Origin of the sequence: Brucella tritici (assembly GCF_902825325.1) — a bacterium.
GTDB lineage: Bacteria > Pseudomonadota > Alphaproteobacteria > Rhizobiales > Rhizobiaceae > Brucella.
This window is the reverse complement of sequence record NZ_CADEAR010000003.1, coordinates 204,516-221,446: the sequence shown is the minus strand read 5'-3', so window position 1 is coordinate 221,446 and position 16,931 is coordinate 204,516. Positions and strand designations below refer to the sequence as shown.

The following is a 16,931-nucleotide window of genomic DNA, read 5'->3' as shown; positions in this document are numbered from 1 at the left end:
CCGAAATTCGCATGCCCCTTGAACGAGGCGTGAGCGAATTTCGGTTTCAAACCAAACCAGCAACCAATTGAATCGAGTGTGGTTTACGGATTTGAGGCTCCTGAACGCGCATATCACGCAAAGAATAGGAACCTCAAATCCACCACACTCGTGTTGTCAGATTTTACTCAGCAATATCAACTTCTTCGAAGCGATAATCGCCGAGCGGGCTCTGCTTGAAGCCGGTAACCTTGGCGGACATCGGCACGAAGACCGTCGAGTGAGCAAGCGTATTCCAAGGAGCCTGCTCCTTGAAGATAACCTGTGCTTCTTCGTAAAGCTTGGTGCGTTCTTCCTGGCTGGTCGAAATCTTGGCCTTCTGGATCAGATCTTCGAACGGCTTGTAGCACCACTGGGCGCGGTTGTTGTTGCCAACGCCGGCGCAGCCGAGAAGCGTGCCCATGAAGTTGTCCGGATCGCCATTGTCGCCGGTCCAGCCGAGGATGACGGAACCGTCGCGGTCCTTGTCGGACGACTTCTTGAGGTATTCACCCCATTCCATCGAAACGATTTCGGCGCTGACGCCAACCTTGGCCAGATCGGACTGCATGAGTTCAGCAGTACGACGAGCGTTCGGCATGTACGGACGGCTGACAGGCATCGCCCACAGCTTCATCTTGAGATCCTTGACGCCAGCGGCTTCAAGAGCCTTCTTGGCAGCTTCCGGATCGTACTTGTCGTCCTCGACCTTGTCGTTATAGCCCCACATCGTTGGCGGGATCGGGTTCTTGGCAACCTGGCCCTGACCCTGGAACACGGCATCGACGATGGCCTGCTTGTTGATAGCCTGGTTGAGCGCCTTGCGGACTTCCGGCTTGTCGTAAGGTGCCTTCAGCGTGTTGTACGCGAAGTAAGCCACATTGAGGCCAGCCTGTTCGTCAACCTTGAGGTTGGAATCAGCCTGAAGACCCTTGATGTCAGCCGGAGCAGGATAGGACATCAGGTGGCATTCACCAGCCTTTAGCTTCTGCGCGCGAACAGCCGGATCGGTCGTGATTGCGAAGACGAGATCGTCGATCTTCGGCTTGCCACCCCAATAGTCCGGATTGGCCTTGAAGCGAACGACAGCGTCCTTCTGGTAGGCGACGAACTGGAACGGGCCAGTGCCGACCGGAACCTGATTGAGATCGTCCTTCTTGCCATCGGCAGCCAGCTTGTCGGTGTATTCCTTCGAAATGATCGAAGCGAAAGGCATCGAGATATTGGCGAGGAACGGCGCTTCCGGACGGTTCAGCACGAACTTGACGGTGTAATCGTCAACCTTGACGATGTCCTTGATCAGGGCACCCATTTCCATGCTGTCGAAATATTCGTAGGTGATGCCAGCGGTGTACTGGTGCCAAGGATTGTCCTTGTTGCGCATGCGATCGAAGGAGAAGATCACGTCGTCGGCGTTGAAATCGCGGGTCGGCGTGAAATAATCGTTCGAATGGAACTTGACGCCCTTGCGCAGATGGAAGGTGTATTCCAGACCGTCGTCGGTAACATCCCAGCTTTCTGCGAGACCTGGCACAACTTTCGTCGTTCCGTTTTCGAATTCGGCAAGGCGGTTGTAGACCGGATGAGCAGATGCGTCGAACGTATCGCCACCGGTATAGGCAGCCGGATCAAAGCCTTCAGGCGAAGCCGGCGAGCAATATACAAAGGTCTTTGCCGATGCAGCACCGCTCATCAGAGCCACCAGCGCGGTTGCTGCCAGGAGTTTTTGATAGAATTTCATTATTGTCCGCCTCCACGGAAAATCATGCCGCGCGCACCCCATTGCCCGCAGCTTGCGCTTATCGAAACGTGTGGACCGTCACTTTGCAAGCGCAATTTTTAGAACCAGTTCATATTCTCAACCGAATATATCCATATTCGTTAGATTTTTATTCTACTAACTGGCGTGATTTCGGAAAATTGCGCTAAAGCTCTCTGATTTATAATATTATTCGCAAAACCTGCATAGGGTTATGCAACCTTTGCATCATCGACTCAGGCGCGACACTGACACGTCTTCATCAATTGTAAATTGCTCGCAATATCGGCAGATCATCACATTTATCGCACCGAATTCGCTGGTTCTTTAGAAGCAGGGGTATTATTAAGTGGATTGTATCAGTCATATTTGAGTCCAGCAAACATGCCCGAAACCAATCCAATCCGCCCAACGACGCCAGAAGCCATTCAGCTTGCCAAAACATTGCTGAGAACATCACGTTACGGCGCTATTGCCGTCTTCGATGCATCCACCGGTCGGCCGCTTGCAAGTCGCGTTGCCGTTGCGACGGACACAGATGGCACGCCATTAATCCTCGTTTCGGGGTTGGCGGCGCACACACCGGGCCTGCTGGCAAATCCCGCCTGCTCGCTTCTGCTGGGTGAAGTCGGCAAGGGAGACCCTCTTGCTCACCCGCGCGTCACTTTGCACTGCAGAGCACAGAAGGTCGAAAAGGTGGCACCAGACTATCCACGCATTCGCCAGCGCTATCTCAATCACAATCCGAAAGGTTCGCTCTATGTGGATCTGGGAGATTTCGCATTCTTCCGGCTTGATCTGGAAAGCGCCAGCTTGAATGGCGGATTTGGCAAGGCATTCAACTTGACGCGGGACGACCTGCTTTGCAAAGCCTCCATCAGCGCGGATTTCGCTGAAAGCGAACAAAACGCACTCGACGAGCTGAACAACCACCACGCACCAGCCATCACACAACTTGCTCAACAGCTTTTGAAAGCAGGCGCTATTAAAGATCAACAGAAAGTGATAGGTCTGGACCCTGATGGTGCCGACATCGCCAATGGCGACCTCGTTCTGCGCTATGTGTTTCCGCTGCGCCCTGATTCCGTAAGGGAAGCTGTTACAGCACTGACCAAACGGTAAAATAAAGCCCCCTGAAACAAAAACGCATTCTTTTTGGGACGAAATTGCACGTCTTTATTCTGGATGGAATATAAGCAAGGGCTTTTCAAATTCGGCATATAGTATTATTTTCAATATGCATGCTTATGAAAATTCGCATGTATATTTCAACTTTGTCCAGTCTTACGGGGGTATGACGGCAAATGAGCAACGAAGATACTTTCTTTGATTTGATTGAAAACGTAGATCAAGCCGCTGATTTTCTATCGGCACTTGCTAACAATAAGCGATTACTAATTTTATGTAAGTTGCTTCACAATGAAATGTCGGTAGGTGCACTTGCCAAGGCGATTGATCTTAGCCAATCCGCTTTGTCTCAGCACCTGGCAAAATTGCGAGCTCTCGACCTCGTTTCAACCCGTCGTGACGCGCAGACCATCTACTATATGGTCTCTTCGCCGCATATCGAGTTGATGTTGTCGACGCTCTCGAGTCTCTATATGAGTCCAACGCCGCGCAGACACAATCTTGCGGCAGTCGCTCACGCATAACAACATGAGGTCACAGCCGTGCGATGAACGAAATTTCTCATTCGCACGGCTGCGTCTGGAAGATCGACGATCCGGACGACATCCGCCTTTCCCCCTATCGCAGCATTCGCGAAAAAGATCTTGTAGGGCGCCAGCAGCGGTTTATCGCTGAAGGCAAGGTGGTTCTGAACGTCCTGTTCTCATCTTCGGCGCGCTTCGAGACCGAATCGCTGCTTGTTCTGGAGAACCGGCTTGCGGGTCTCAGCGAACAACTCAGCCAATTGCCGCCAGACGTTCCTGTTTATTCTGCCCCGCAAGCTGTTATGGATGCTGTCGCAGGATTTCACGTTCATCGCGGTATTCTTGCAATAGGCCGTCGCAAGACACAGCCGAGCCTCGATGCGATGTTGGATGCCCTGCCCACGAAATCGCTCGTTGTCGTTTTGTGCGGCATTTCCAATCACGACAATGTCGGCTCTATCTTTCGCAACGCAGCCGCTTTTGAAGCCGATTGTGTGCTCATGGACGAAACCTGTTGCGACCCGCTCTATCGCAAGGCCATTCGCGTATCGGTCGGCGCAACGCTAAAGGTCCCTTACTTCCACGGCGGAAGCATCGATCAAATTATTGCCGTACTGGGCGATGCCGGGTTCAATTTGCTGGCGCTCAGTCCGTCATCCTCGCTCAGCATCTATGATGCCACCAAGCACAATCGCCACGCACTCCTGCTTGGCACAGAAGGTGAAGGATTGCCGCCTCGCCTTCTTCATAAACTGCAAACGGCCAAGATTCCGATGTCCACTATGTTCGACAGCCTGAATGTTGCAACTGCATCAGGCATCGCCTTGTCACGTTTCAGCAAGTTTCAGTAGACTTCTCGTTTCCCTGACAACGACAACGCGACCAACCGGCCGTCGATGGCTGCCAAACCTGCTGCGATCATTGCCATGCCGATGAAATGCTTGGTTTGCAACGTTTCGCCAAGAAAGAGCGCTCCAAGCAGGATCGCACTGACCGGAATGAGAAACGTCACCAGCATGAGATTGACTGCACCCGCCGTCGCCAGAATGCGGAAAAAGAGAACGTAAGCGAGTGCTGTCGAAAGCAGCGCGATACCGGCCAACGCTCCCCAGACTGCAGCGCTCGGAGCAGCCAGCGTCCAGGGATGATCCACCAGCAGGGCTACCGGGATGAGCATGATCGTTGTTGCCGTTACCTGACCGGTGGCCGTTATCAGGGGCGCTACTCCCATCGCTTTGAAGCGACGCCCAAAAATACCTGCCAACGAATAGGAGAATGCAGCACACAGAATCGCAAGCTGCGGCCACAGCTTGCCTCCGATTCCGCTGATGGCATCGGGTCCGATCATGATCGCCACCCCGCAAAAGCCGATCAAAACACCGGCAATCTTGTTCCCGGTGATCTTTTCGTCCGTCGTCAGAAAATGTGCGACAATAACGCCGAAAAGCGGTGTCGTGGCATTGAGGATGGAGGCCAATCCACTGGCGATCTGGGTCTGTCCCCAGACGATGAGACTGAACGGCAGCAGATTATTGAGAAAACCCATACCGAAAAACGCCCACCATATACGGCGATCTTTCGGTAACGATAAGCCCATCATCCGAATTAACACCACCAAAGCGAGCGCAGCCAGCCCGACTCGGAGCGTGACGATAGTAAAAGGCGGCAATTCCCGAACGGCGACACCGTTAAAGAAGAAAGAACCACCCCAAAGAACGGAAAGAATAATGAGCATCGCCCATTCCTTCCATCCCATCATTTTCTGCACCGCCATCTTCAAAACCTCTGAAGCCAAAGCTTAAGTTCCGCTCACTATGAGCTTAGATGCAGCCGGTGCAACTGACTTCCCGTTTATCGCTTTCAAATTCCAGAGCATATCTCTCGAAAGAAGGAACCGGCTACAGGAGTTAGCATTTAGCTGGAGCAGATAAAAAAAGCGGGCGCTCTCGCGCCCGCTTTTCATTCATCAGTCAGAAAAACGATCAGGCCGCAGAAGCATTTGCCGTGTTAGCAACAAGACGGCGCAGCATTTCTTCAGCTTGCGGTTCACGTTCCGAACGGCCAATAAAGCCGCCGCCAAAGACGCGGGCAGTGTTGCTTTCATCGGAATAGAGCACACAGGCCTGTCCCGGAGCGATACCACTTTCGCCGTCAATCAGCTCAACCCAGGTCTGGCCATCGGCATGGCGCAGTACGGCCGGGCGTGGCGGTCGGGTAGAGCGAACCTTGGCGAAAACTTCCATTCCACCTTCCGGCAGATCATCGATCGGCGCATCGCCCAGCCAGTTGATGTCACGCAGGAAGACCTTATGCGTTTCCAGCGCTTCACGCGGACCGACGATAACCCGCGCATTGGCGGCATCGAGATGGACGACATACAGCGGCTCACCCGTGGCGACGCCGATACCGCGACGCTGGCCGACCGTGTAATGCACGATACCGTCGTGGCGGCCGAGCGTGCGGCCATCGATATGGACAATATCGCCCGGATTGGCCGCTTCCGGCTTCAGCTTGGAGATAATGTCGGAATATTTGCCCTGCGGTACAAAGCAAATGTCCTGGCTGTCTTGTTTCTTGGCAACAGTCAGGCCCATTTCCTCTGCGATTTCACGCACCTGAGCCTTCGGCAAGTGGCCAAGCGGGAAGCGCAGATAGTCGATCTGCTCCTGCGTGGTTGCAAACAGGAAGTAGCTCTGGTCACGATCCGTATCGACCGGACGATAAAGCGCGCGGTGCGCACCATTGGCGCGGCTACGGATATAATGTCCCGTTGCCAGCGCATCGGCACCAAGATCACGCGCGGTCTGCAGAAGATCAGCAAACTTTACCGTCTGATTGCAAGAAACGCATGGAATCGGCGTTTCGCCGCTAACGTAGGAATTCGCGAACGGGTCGATCACGGCTTCACGGAAGCGTGCTTCGTAGTCGAGAACATAATGCGGAATGCCGAGGCTTTCCGAAACGCGGCGGGCATCTTCGATGTCCTGTCCCGCGCAGCAGGAACCAGCGCGATGAACAGCTGCGCCATGATCGTAAAGCTGCAGCGTCACGCCAACGACATCGTAACCTTCACGTTTGAGAATCCCGGCCACAACAGATGAATCGACGCCGCCCGACATGGCGACGACAACGCGCGTGTCTTCCGGCTTTCCCGGCAGATCGAGGCTGTTCAGGCTCATGATTGATTCCAGCTTCCGGGCATGCGCCCTGCTTCTCAGAATTTAGGTTTCTGCGCCTTATATAGGCTAAAGTGCGGCAATTTGCCAAGGGTCCGAGAGCAATCATTGTCCAGATTGCGACAAGCGACACACACTTCCCCGTGAAGTTTTCGGTTTATACGCCGTAAAAATGCCCGCAATAGGGCGAAAACGGATATTTTTCCAAGTGTTACCAGAGCGTTACCAGCTGCTTAGGTAATTTTTAAAGCTGTCACGCTAGTCTCACACTCGATTAGGTCCTTGAGTGTTGTGTAGAGAGTACAATGACCGATCTGGTAAGACCGCGTATAAAGTATGTTATCGGTCCTGATGGCAGCCCGCTGACCATCGCGGACCTCCCCCCCGCCAATACAAGGCGCTGGGTCATCCGCCGCAAGGCTGAAGTCGTCGCTGCTGTTCGCGGCGGGCTTCTAAGCCTTGAGGAGGCATGCCAGCGTTATACATTGACGGTGGAGGAATTCCTTGGCTGGCAATCCTCGATCGACGAGCATGGTCTCGCCGGCCTCAGGACCACCAGAATTCAACAGTATCGTCACTAAAGCCTGTCTTTCCAAAAGCGAAGACAAGCTTTGGAAGAACGGTACCATGACCAGGCGGAGCAATAACTTCCGCGATGGATCTGACAAATCGAAAACCGGCCCACGTGGCCGGTTTTTATTTGCACATTCCGTTCCTATGTTGTGAACTTGGCGTGTTAATCCAGGCACACAATGTTCAGGAGGATGGCATGAGCGGGAATATCGAGATTCGCAAGGAAGACAGCTCTGACGGTGGACGTTATGTGGCTGTTCTCGACGGCAGCGAAGCCGAAATGACTTATACGAAGCTCGGCCCTTCCCTGGTATCCATCGACCATACTTTCGTACCGGATGCGATGCGCGGCAAAGGGATCGCTCAGGCGCTTGCCAAGAACGCTGTTCTGGACGCACGCCGGAGCGGCTGGAAGATTATCCCGCGCTGCAGCTTCATGCACGCACAAGCCATGCGCCATCCCGACTGGGCCGATGTTTTAGGCAAGGAATAGCGGCTGATGCATGTCTCCAAAAGTGGGACCTGTTTGGAATAAAGACATGCATGAAAACAAAAGCTTAAAGCGTGTTGCGCGAATACAATAAAACGCGACGCGCTTTAGATAGAAGATTTATTGCAAATCGCGTATGCGGCGTGCCAGGCTTTTGGAACTGGTCTTCTTGCCTTTTCCTGTGCCGGATTTTTCTGCCCCCTCAAGAATTGAATGGATCGGGGATTCTGGTCCTTCTTTTTCGGCGGTCACGGCCACCATGCGAGCGGCAAGCTCAGCCATTTCTTCACGAAGCGCAGCATTCTCGCGTTCGATTTCAGCGAAATCCGCGCTGTCATTCACGCCAGCATTCTTGCGGCTATAGCGCTCGATTTTTTCCTGCGCGTCAGAAAGCTCGGATATCAGTTTCTCAAGCTTTTGCTGCAGTTCACCGTTGCGTCGCTTTTCGCTTTTCAACTCCGTCTGCGCCGAGGTCAACTGGGTCGAAACCTCGTTGTAACGTGCCGCGGCTTCCTTGCGATCTCGACGCATCTCGGTCATCTCGTTTGTCAGACGGCTGTATTCCGTCTCGCTTCCACTTATTTCGATACGCAAGGTATCGGCCAATCCCTCGAGCGCGCTGTAGTGGCTCTGCATCCGTTCCAGTTCCGCCTGGAGGATTTCTGCCTTTTCAAGTGCTGTATCGCGCGCTGTATTGGCTTCCTTCGTCACCCGCTCATGCTCTGCAAGTTGCTTCTCGATACCGGCCTGGCTTTCCTCGAGCAGCGGGATGCGTTTCAGCTCTTCATATTGCCGGGCGAGCGTCACCTTCTGTTCCGCATTCTTGTGACGTTCGAGCTTCAGCAGTTGTTCCTGCCGGCTGACCGCAACGGCGTGTTCGGCACGCAGCCCGTCCCGGTCAGCGCGAATCTCGGCCAAGGTTATAGGCAGTTCGGCCTGAACCTGCCTGCGCGCCAGAAAGAACGCGCGTCGCCAGACGGACGGGCCGAGTAGAATCACGACGAAAACCGCCACAAGAACGCCGAATATGAAAAAGAGAGCGGACTGGATCACGGTTTCAAACGGGCCCGAGCGGTTTCAGACAAGCATTGACTATTCATAGTGCGCAGTCGACCGTCTTTCCAGCCAGCAAAAACAATCACCGGCTGAAAAGACACCTATTCGCAACTAATCCTTAGAACGGATTCCACGTCGGCGCGGCGGAAAGCTTCAGATAACCGATATTCACGCCGAGCCTTGCGCCCACACCAGTGCGAATCGGCACCAGCATGATGTTCTCGCGTTTCAGGACATTGAAGCCGACGCCCGCAATGACATAGGCGGAACCTGCAACACCGGCATAACGGCCGTAAAGGTTCTGGATGTCGTCGAGATTATAGACGAGCATCATCACGCGAGAACCCTGCCCGCCGAAATCCCAGCCAAGCGAGGGGCCTTGCCAGTAAGTCTTATGGTCGCCTGCATTCTTGGTATAGAGCGTACCTTCTCCATAGGTCAGGCCGCCGATGAAAGCGCCGGAACCTTCTTCACCAAGAATATAGCCGTTGGGCAGACCAAAACTCTGGAACGCCTTCTCGACCGCACTTGCGATACCGCCCGAAGTCGACCCGAAGAACCTGTGACCAGATTCAACGATTTCCTCGGCAGTGTATGTGTTCTGTGCTCTGGCCTGATTTGGCAGAGCGATGAAAGAAACAAACAGCGCCGCAAAAAACGCAACGAAGCACGCCGCATTGCGGAACCTGATTTGCGACAGGGATTGTATGGCCATGTAAAATTCCTTTTGGCTCTCCGCTCCTCTGTCTGACGGCCCTGTTAAAAGCCAGACCACGTCTCTTCCGGACATTTTGGTCGAATCGCGCCTATTCTAGACCCGAATTTATTGTCCAAACCTTTAAGCATCGAAATTGGCTTTACGAAGGCATGCAATTTCCGGTCTTTTTCACACTGATGTGAGGGAATGCCGGGGCTAGTGGATTGAATTTGACGTTTGAATCCCGGCTAAATGCAGATGCCGTTTCAAACGTCAAATTCGAAAAATCCACTAGATAGATATAGTTGCTAGTGATCTTTTTGATTCCAACATTTGTCTGATGCTTGTAGCCGAGGAATGCAAATGTCGGCATCAGACCACTAGTCGGATCGAAAAGAGAGCTTTGTTGCGGCGGTCCGATGGCCCGTGTATCCAGTTAAATCGATATTCCGGGCGATTCGCCCACCCTCATGCAGCGCGCAAACTCTGGCTTTGCGGGCTGTTTCGTTAACCGATAACGGTCTGCTCATCCAACACGCTGGGACGAGCAGAATCGATCCGCGTTCCGGAGAAAACGCCATGCCAATGCCCGTTACCCTTTCCGCGCTCGACCTCGGTGCGCTTCTGTGCAGCAGGATCTGTCATGACATCATTTCGCCGGTTGGCGCGATCAATAACGGCCTGGAACTGCTGGAAGAAGGCGGAGCAGACGAGGACGCGATGGCGCTCATCAAGTCGAGCGCACGTAACGCCTCCGCTCGCCTTCAGTTCGCCCGCATCGCTTTCGGCGCCGCAGGCTCGGCCGGCGTGCAGATCGACACAGGCGACGCGCAGAACGTCGCTACTGAATATTTCAAGAACGAAAAGCCGGAATTCACCTGGGAAGGCACTCGCGTCCTTCTGCCGAAGAACAAGGTCAAGCTGCTCCTGAACATGCTCCTGATCGCCAATGCTGCCATACCGCGTGGCGGCTCGCTGGCCGTGCGCCTTGAAGGCGGAGATACCGAACCGCGCTTCGTCATCACTGTGAAGGGTCGCATGCTGCGTGTTCCGCCAAAGTTCCTTGAGCTTCATTCAGGCGCTACCCCGGAAGAGCCGATCGACGCCCATTCCGTCCAGCCTTATTACACCCTGCTTCTGGCCGAAGAAGCAGGCATGAAGATTTCCATCCACGCTACTGCAGAAGATATCGTATTTTCTGCTGAATAAGCGCCCCGGAGCGCGGGGCTGACCCGCGCTCATACTGGCAAACCGCAATAAAACTCTCTATCAGTCAGGCGATGCATTTCTCGTCAGGATATGCGTCAGAAGATATTCGTCGAAGGCGTGGCAGCCGGCGCGCATTTGTGGAGGGGGACTGCATGGCGAATGAATCAATGACAGGTTATTGCCTGCTGGTTGACGACTCCTCCGTCATTCGCAAAGTCGCGCGCCGTATTCTTTCCGAAACTATTGCAGAATTTGCTGAGGCCTCAACTGGTCGGGAAGCGCTTGAAGCCTGTTTTTCGCACATGCCAGACGTCATCCTGCTCGACTATGACCTTCCGGATATGACAGCGCTGGAGGTCGTAACCGAACTGCGCGCCATGCCGGATGGCGACCGCCCCCACATCATCCTGTGTCTTTATGAACTCGATGTGACCCGCATCATGCGGGCGAAGCGTGCAGGCGCCAATGGCTATATTCTGAAGCCATTTGACCGCGCCTATCTCACCGAACAGTTTGCAGGCGTCCTGTCAGCTTAGTTCCAGAAATAGCCACTTCAAAAAGCAAAAGCTCCACCGAAGCGGAGCTTTTTACATTTCGAAGCCTGTTGCCGATCAGGCGCTTTCACGCATTTCTGCATCCGGCTCACGCAGCACATAGCCGCGACCCCAGACCGTCTCGATATAGCTCTGGCTACCGGAAACAGCATCAAGCTTCTTGCGCAGCTTGCAGATGAAGACGTCGATAATCTTCAGTTCCGGCTCGTCCATGCCACCATAGAGATGGTTGAGGAACATTTCCTTGGTGAGCGTCGTACCCTTGCGGAGCGAAAGAAGCTCCAGCATCTGGTATTCCTTGCCTGTCAGGTGAACGCGCTGGCCGGAAACTTCGACCGTCTTCGCATCCAGATTGACCACCAGGTCGCCCGTCGTGATGACCGACTGAGCATGTCCCTTCGAACGGCGCACAATCGCATGAATACGTGCGATCAGCTCGTCCTTGTGGAACGGCTTGGTCATGTAGTCATCGGCACCGAAGCCCAGACCGCGAACCTTGTCCTCGATACCGGCCATGCCGGAAAGGATAAGGATCGGCGTCTTCACCTTGGACAGACGCAAGGTGCGAAGAACTTCGTAACCAGACATATCCGGCAGGTTCAAGTCCAGCAGGATGATGTCGTAATCATATAGCTTGCCGAGATCGATGCCTTCTTCGCCCAGATCGGTCGTGTAGACATTGAAACTCTCGGACTTAAGCATCAACTCGATGCTCTGTGCGATAGCACTGTCGTCTTCAATCAAAAGGACGCGCATCTCTTATCCCCTTTCCGCAGCCGACCCGATGTCCCTCACGGCAGCACACGGAACTATCGTTGCCTTTGCATGAAGGTGCCAGCAAATGGTTAACAAAATATGATTCTGCTTGGCAAGCATATTTCTGCCCTGTTTAGAAAATTCTCTTACGCGCCTGAATCATAAAGACATTCTCTTCCTCATGACTCTAAAGCATCACATTAAGAATCTTCGCTAAGCGATTCATCTGACTCTAGCTTTCGCCTGTTGCCGAAAAACCACACGAGGTTTACCGAGCCTTAAGTCCTAACGCGTATGATTAACTTCGCCGGTAAAGGAATGGTTACCAAACGAGCGAATTCTTAACTTTTTGTTTCGCTTGTTGAGCCATTTCGGAAGAACGGCTGCGATGATTTCCCCTTTAGGGGCCTGAATTCGCAAGGAGATTCGGGGGTGAGCCGGGTGTGTTTTACCTGTTTACACCTGTTAATAAAGTCGGGGGGAACGCCCCAACACATGAAAGCTGGTTGGTGTTCAAGGAGTATTGCGTATGAAGCCACGTGAAAGCCTAGTCAGGCTGAAACTGTTCCAGGTGAAGGAAAAACGCCGTCAACTGGGACAGCTCGACCTGATGATCGGCGAGTTCGAACGGATGGCCGGAGAACTCGACGCCCAGATTCTGTCGGAAGAGAAAAAAGCTGGCATCACTGACATCAATCATTTCGCCTATCCGACCTTCGCCAAGGCGGCCCGCCAGCGACGCGACAATCTTTTCGTATCGATTCGCGACTTGATGTCTCAGAAGGAAGCGGCCGAAGCCGAATTATCGGCTGCGGAAACCGAACTGACGAAAGCCGAAGCGCTCGAAGAACGTGATGGCGGCAAGGCCCCGCGGGAAGTGATCGAGCGCCCTGTCAACCAGCGCCGCGCCATGATCGGCTGATCGAAGTGACCACGTGATAATGCAATACGCTGCTTTTCTCGAAAAAGCAGCGTATTGCCGTTTGCTGCAAACACCTCATCTTCCTCAGTATATTGATGTTTAGAAATCAATGTTTCTTGATTAAAATCGGGTTTGCATAGCTCTCTCGCCAGATGTAGTGAGGAAGAGCAATGCAGAAGACCTCCCCTTCAGGGCCGAATTCGACCCCAAGCAAATTTAGCTTCAAGGACAGAGCCAGACCGATCCAGTGGGTCTTTCTGGTCGTATTTTCTGCCATTCTGATTTTTGCAGGGGAAGAGCTGCAGCTGCCTGCAGCCATGCTTCTGGGTGCGATGGTCGGCGCAATCCTGATGGCCGCAGGCGAAACCAACTTGCGGGTTCACCGATGGCTATCCCTGGGAGCGCAGGGCGTCGTCGGGTGCCTCATAGCCCGTTCAATCACGGCTGAGTTTTTCACCAGTATGGGACAACACCTGCCCGTCATCCTGTTATCCGTCGGCTATGTACTGTTTACCAGCACATTTATTGGCTACCTGCTCGCGCGGTTTCACATTTTGCCGGGAACAACTGCCGTGTGGGGCTCTTCTCCAGGTGCCGCCACCGCGATGACGCTGATGGCTGAAGCCCATGGAGCGGATGCTCGTCTCGTCGCCTTCATGCAATATCTGCGCGTGGTGCTGGTCGCCACAGCCGCTTCGCTTGTCCTGCGCCTCAGCGCAGGCGTGGAAACCGTTGCGCCTGTCGAGATCGTCTGGTTTCCGCCCATCGACTGGTCCACCCTTGGACCGACGTTGCTTCTGATCGTCGGCGGCTCATTCCTTGGTGAAATCCTACGCATCCCGACCGGTGCCATGCTCGTCCCGCTGATATTGGGGGCACTGCTTCAGGACACCGGTTTCATCACCATCGACCTGCCACCATGGCTGCTCGCGGTCAGCTACTTGCTTATAGGCTGGCGCATCGGCCTCGGCTTCTCACGCGCCATCATCGCTCATGCCGCGCGGGCCTTTCCGGCAGTTCTGACATCCACGCTGCTCCTCATTGCCGTTTGTGGACTGTTCGGCATGGCGCTCGGTCACGTGCTGGGCCTCGATCCGCTTACCGCCTATCTTGCCACCAGTCCCGGTGGCGCCGATACAGTTGCGATCATCGCAGCATCCAGCAATGTCGATCTGCCCTTCATCATCGCGATGCAGACCAGCCGCTTCTTCATCGTGCTACTGGCAGGCCCTGCCATCGCCCGCTTTGTCGCCGCGCGCATCGATAAGCGGATTACGAAGAAGAACATTTAACAGCCAGATTGCCGAAACTGGCGGGGCCGTGTTAGGCTTTCGGCATGACACAGGTTTGCACCCATCTCATGTTTCAGGGCAGTGCAGGCGCAGCTCTGGAAACATATCGTTCGATCTTTCCCGACTTCCTGATCGAGTCGATCAAAACCTATGACGAAGCGAGCGGCAGTCCCGGCAAGGTGCAGATAGCGCGCGTGACTTTTGCCGAACACCGGCTGATCGTGATCGACAGCCCCATCCCGCACCAGTTCGATTTCAATCCATCCATATCGCTGTTCATCGATTTCCACGATGAAGAAAGCCTGACCAGCGTTTTTGAGAAGCTTTCAGAAGGCGGCGAGACGCTGATGCCGCTCGACAATTATGGGTTCAGCAAGCTTTTCGCCTGGATCAAGGACAAGTACGGGGTTTCCTGGCAATTGAATTTGCAGGCCTGATAAATAAAAAACCCGGCTTTCGCCGGGTTTTTCGTCAATCAGATTGGAAACTGATCAGGCCTTCTTGCCGTGGAAACCACGGATAGCGCCGATGATCTTGTCATGATCGGCTTCCGACAAATAGGGGTGCATCGGCAGGCTCAGAATACGGTTCGGCAGGCTTTCCGAAACCGGAAGACCGCCCGGCGCCACCGGATAATGCTTGTATGCAGTCTGCTGGTGCAGCGGCTTCACATAATAGATAACCGAAGGAATGCCTTCCGCCTGAAGATGCGCCTTCAGACCATCACGGTTTTCGCTTTCGATCGAGTACTGAGCCCATGCCGAACGGTTTCCAGCCGGAAGTGCCGGAACCTTGACGACATCCTTCAGCGCTTCGTTGTAGCGCTTGGCAATACGGTCACGTGCTTCCATTTCGTCTTCCAGAATTGCAAGCTTTTCAAGAAGAACAGCAGCCTGGATCGTGTCGAGACGCGAGTTGATGCCAATACGGACATTGTCGTACTGGGTTTCACCCTTGCCGTGGAACAGGACCGAACGCAGCGTATCGGCGAGTTCGGCGTCGTTGGTGAACATGGCACCACCGTCGCCATAGCAGCCGAGCGGCTTGGCCGGATAGAAGCTCGTCGCGCCGACATGGCCGAAAGCACCGCACATGACATTGTCACGCTTGCCGCCGATCGACTGCGCAGCGTCTTCAATGACGAACAGGCCTTCGCGGTCGGCGATAGCGCTGATGCGGTTATAATCGGCAGCCAGACCGAACAGATCGACCGGAATGATCGCCTTCGGCTGCAGGCGGCCTTCCTTCCGGATAGCGGCGATGGCAGCTTCAAGCTGCTCGACATTCAGATTGTAGGTTTCCGCATCTACGTCGATGAACACCGGCTCTGCGCCGACCAGCGCAACAACTTCCGCCGTGGCAGCAAAGGTGAAGGACGGAACGAAGACAGCGTCACCTGGGCCGATGCCGCGTGCCATCAGGGGCATCTGCAAGGCGTCGGTGCCGTTGGCACAGGCGATGACATGTTCCACGCCCAGATATTCGCCGAGCTTCTTTTCGAACTCCGCCACTTCCGGTCCAAGAATATAACGGCCTTCCGCAACAACCTTGGAAATGGCGGCATTGAGACGGTCTTCGATACGCGCGCGCTGCGCTCCAAGATCAATAAACTGCATGTTGGCTCCAATATATCTGGCCCGCACAATTCGATATGCGAATCCTCGGCAACCTATTTATTCACTTGCGCCCTGCCCCGCTACGGCCAGAGCGTTCAAAGTTTTGCGATTCCTGTAACACCGCTTGACGCAGATTACTCGGACCGCACGGCTCCCTTTTAACGCGGGTGCCGGACAGTACCTTCCGTGAGAATGCGCAGCACGCTGATCGCTTCCTTGCCATCGGTCCGCGGCTTCTCGCGTGTCTCGATGCAATGCATGAAATGCTGCAATTCACGTGTCAGCGGCATGCCTTCCTCGACCGGGATATAGACCGGCTCGACGGATTTGAAAGACCACTGGTCGTTTTCCCGCCAGACTTCATGGCTGTAAAGCGCAAGCTTGCGATCCCATGGCTCGCCGTCGTCGAATACGGCCATGCCCTTTGTGCCGGTGACTGTCAGGCGGCGCTCACGATAGGCATTGAGGCGTGACGCAAACAGATGGCCACGGATGCCATTTGGAAAATCGAGATGAAGATGGGCGATGTCGGTAAGATGATCGAGCGTCGCAACACCCTCTCCGCGAACCGCGCTCGGTTCTTCTCCGGTGATGGCCAGGATCATCGAAAGATCGTGCGGCGCAAGATCCCACAGGGCATCGAACTCGTTGTGGAACTTGCCAAACCCGACGCGATGCGAATGCACATAGCGAATATCGCCGAGTTCGCCGCTTTTCACCATGTCGAGAAGCTTTTCGAAGGCCGGATGGAAACGCAGCACATGGCCAACCATGAACACGCGACCATTTTCGCGGGCAGCTTCCACTTCGGCTTCTGCAGCCGGAATGTCGAGCGCGATTGGCTTCTCGACCAGAACGTCCTTGCCGTTCTTCACTGCCTGAATGGCATATTGTGAATGAAACTGCGCTGGCAGTGCCAACACGATGCCGTCAATGTCCGGACGCGTGAATAATTCTTCGACAGGAACACTGGGAACATTGAACTCGGTCGCGAAGCGTTCCGCCTGTTCTGCCCTTGAATCCGAGATTGCCTGAAGGGCACCGAGGCTCTTCAGGGTACGAATGTGATTGCCGCCCCAATAGCCGCAACCCAAAACCGCAATACGAGGTGCCATAAAACTATGCCTTTGCTGATGCAAAGTTCCTTATCGGTGCAAATGA

At 54.2% G+C, this 16,931-nt stretch carries 18 protein-coding genes; 10 read left to right on the top strand and 8 right to left on the bottom strand.

Annotation, left to right across the window (positions count from 1 at the left end; all coding sequences use genetic code 11):
* Positions 1–163: 163 nt before the first annotated feature.
* Entirely contained in the window at positions 164–1,759 is a 1,596-nt protein-coding gene (locus HWX93_RS05515) for an ABC transporter substrate-binding protein (RefSeq protein ID WP_176036772.1), read from the bottom strand.
* Between the two features lie 402 nt (positions 1,760–2,161).
* On the opposite strand from HWX93_RS05515, the gene HWX93_RS05510 reads away from it, so the two are divergent.
* From HWX93_RS05510 to HWX93_RS05500, 3 genes are all read left to right on the top strand, one after another.
* The gene (locus HWX93_RS05510; protein WP_176036771.1) at positions 2,162–2,899 is read left to right on the top strand and encodes a HugZ family protein; all 738 of its coding nucleotides are present in this window, start codon (positions 2,162–2,164) and stop codon (positions 2,897–2,899) included.
* 182 nt (positions 2,900–3,081) lie between these two features.
* Positions 3,082–3,429 (top strand): ArsR/SmtB family transcription factor, encoded by a 348-nt coding sequence (locus HWX93_RS05505; RefSeq protein WP_109987271.1) that lies wholly within the window; start codon positions 3,082–3,084, stop codon positions 3,427–3,429.
* A 23-nt stretch (positions 3,430–3,452) separates the two neighbouring features.
* Positions 3,453–4,280 (top strand): TrmH family RNA methyltransferase, encoded by an 828-nt coding sequence (locus HWX93_RS05500; protein WP_176036770.1) that lies wholly within the window; start codon positions 3,453–3,455, stop codon positions 4,278–4,280.
* Here HWX93_RS05500 and HWX93_RS05495 read toward each other — a convergent pair.
* Together HWX93_RS05495 and mnmA are read right to left on the bottom strand one after the other, a co-directional pair.
* Positions 4,274–5,203, bottom strand: coding sequence for a DMT family transporter (locus tag HWX93_RS05495; protein ID WP_176036769.1), 930 nt, complete (start codon positions 5,201–5,203; stop codon positions 4,274–4,276). The genes HWX93_RS05500 and HWX93_RS05495 overlap by 7 nt on opposite strands.
* 208 nt (positions 5,204–5,411) lie before the next feature.
* Positions 5,412–6,608, bottom strand: a complete 1,197-nt coding sequence (gene mnmA, locus HWX93_RS05490) for a tRNA 2-thiouridine(34) synthase MnmA (protein ID WP_176036768.1) — start codon at positions 6,606–6,608, stop codon at positions 5,412–5,414.
* Positions 6,609–6,910: 302 nt separating this feature from the next.
* Between mnmA and HWX93_RS05485 the strand changes: the two genes are divergently transcribed.
* Positions 6,911–7,186, top strand: a complete 276-nt coding sequence (locus tag HWX93_RS05485; protein ID WP_010659559.1) for a DUF1153 domain-containing protein — start codon at positions 6,911–6,913, stop codon at positions 7,184–7,186.
* A 188-nt stretch (positions 7,187–7,374) separates the two neighbouring features.
* Positions 7,375–7,671 (top strand): GNAT family N-acetyltransferase, encoded by a 297-nt coding sequence (locus HWX93_RS05480; RefSeq protein WP_109987273.1) that lies wholly within the window; start codon positions 7,375–7,377, stop codon positions 7,669–7,671.
* Between the two features lie 117 nt (positions 7,672–7,788).
* Here the strand turns inward: HWX93_RS05480 and HWX93_RS05475 are convergent, their stop codons facing one another.
* Positions 7,789–8,697, bottom strand: a complete 909-nt coding sequence (locus tag HWX93_RS05475; RefSeq protein ID WP_176036925.1) for a hypothetical protein — start codon at positions 8,695–8,697, stop codon at positions 7,789–7,791.
* A 145-nt stretch (positions 8,698–8,842) separates the two neighbouring features.
* Positions 8,843–9,439, bottom strand: a complete 597-nt coding sequence (locus tag HWX93_RS05470) for a DUF1134 domain-containing protein (protein WP_010659556.1) — start codon at positions 9,437–9,439, stop codon at positions 8,843–8,845.
* A gap of 561 nt (positions 9,440–10,000) precedes the next feature.
* Here HWX93_RS05470 and chpT point away from each other — a divergent pair.
* Together chpT and HWX93_RS05460 are read left to right on the top strand one after the other, a co-directional pair.
* A complete protein-coding gene (gene chpT / locus HWX93_RS05465; protein WP_109987275.1) occupies positions 10,001–10,630 on the top strand; it encodes a histidine phosphotransferase ChpT in 630 nt (209 codons plus the stop codon).
* Between the two features lie 152 nt (positions 10,631–10,782).
* Positions 10,783–11,166, top strand: coding sequence for a response regulator (locus HWX93_RS05460; protein ID WP_176036767.1), 384 nt, complete (start codon positions 10,783–10,785; stop codon positions 11,164–11,166).
* A gap of 75 nt (positions 11,167–11,241) precedes the next feature.
* Here the strand turns inward: HWX93_RS05460 and ctrA are convergent, their stop codons facing one another.
* Complete coding sequence (gene ctrA / locus HWX93_RS05455; RefSeq protein ID WP_010659553.1) at positions 11,242–11,940, bottom strand: response regulator transcription factor CtrA; 699 nt, start codon at positions 11,938–11,940, stop codon at positions 11,242–11,244.
* Positions 11,941–12,469: 529 nt separating this feature from the next.
* Between ctrA and HWX93_RS05450 the strand changes: the two genes are divergently transcribed.
* The 3 genes from HWX93_RS05450 (at position 12,470) to HWX93_RS05440 (ending at position 14,591) form a co-directional block, all read left to right on the top strand.
* The gene (locus tag HWX93_RS05450; RefSeq protein WP_006472627.1) at positions 12,470–12,862 is read left to right on the top strand and encodes a hypothetical protein; all 393 of its coding nucleotides are present in this window, start codon (positions 12,470–12,472) and stop codon (positions 12,860–12,862) included.
* A 170-nt stretch (positions 12,863–13,032) separates the two neighbouring features.
* On the top strand, positions 13,033–14,154 hold the full coding sequence (locus HWX93_RS05445; RefSeq protein ID WP_176036766.1) for an AbrB family transcriptional regulator: 1,122 nt from the start codon (positions 13,033–13,035) through the stop codon (positions 14,152–14,154).
* Between the two features lie 44 nt (positions 14,155–14,198).
* Positions 14,199–14,591: a VOC family protein gene (locus tag HWX93_RS05440; protein ID WP_109987278.1), complete on the top strand. Its 393-nt coding sequence runs from the start codon at positions 14,199–14,201 to the stop codon at positions 14,589–14,591.
* Between the two features lie 54 nt (positions 14,592–14,645).
* Here the strand turns inward: HWX93_RS05440 and HWX93_RS05435 are convergent, their stop codons facing one another.
* Positions 14,646–15,770 (bottom strand): DegT/DnrJ/EryC1/StrS family aminotransferase, encoded by a 1,125-nt coding sequence (locus tag HWX93_RS05435; RefSeq protein WP_151555944.1) that lies wholly within the window; start codon positions 15,768–15,770, stop codon positions 14,646–14,648.
* Between the two features lie 158 nt (positions 15,771–15,928).
* Positions 15,929–16,885, bottom strand: coding sequence for a Gfo/Idh/MocA family protein (locus HWX93_RS05430; RefSeq protein ID WP_176036765.1), 957 nt, complete (start codon positions 16,883–16,885; stop codon positions 15,929–15,931).
* Positions 16,886–16,931: the final 46 nt, after the last annotated feature.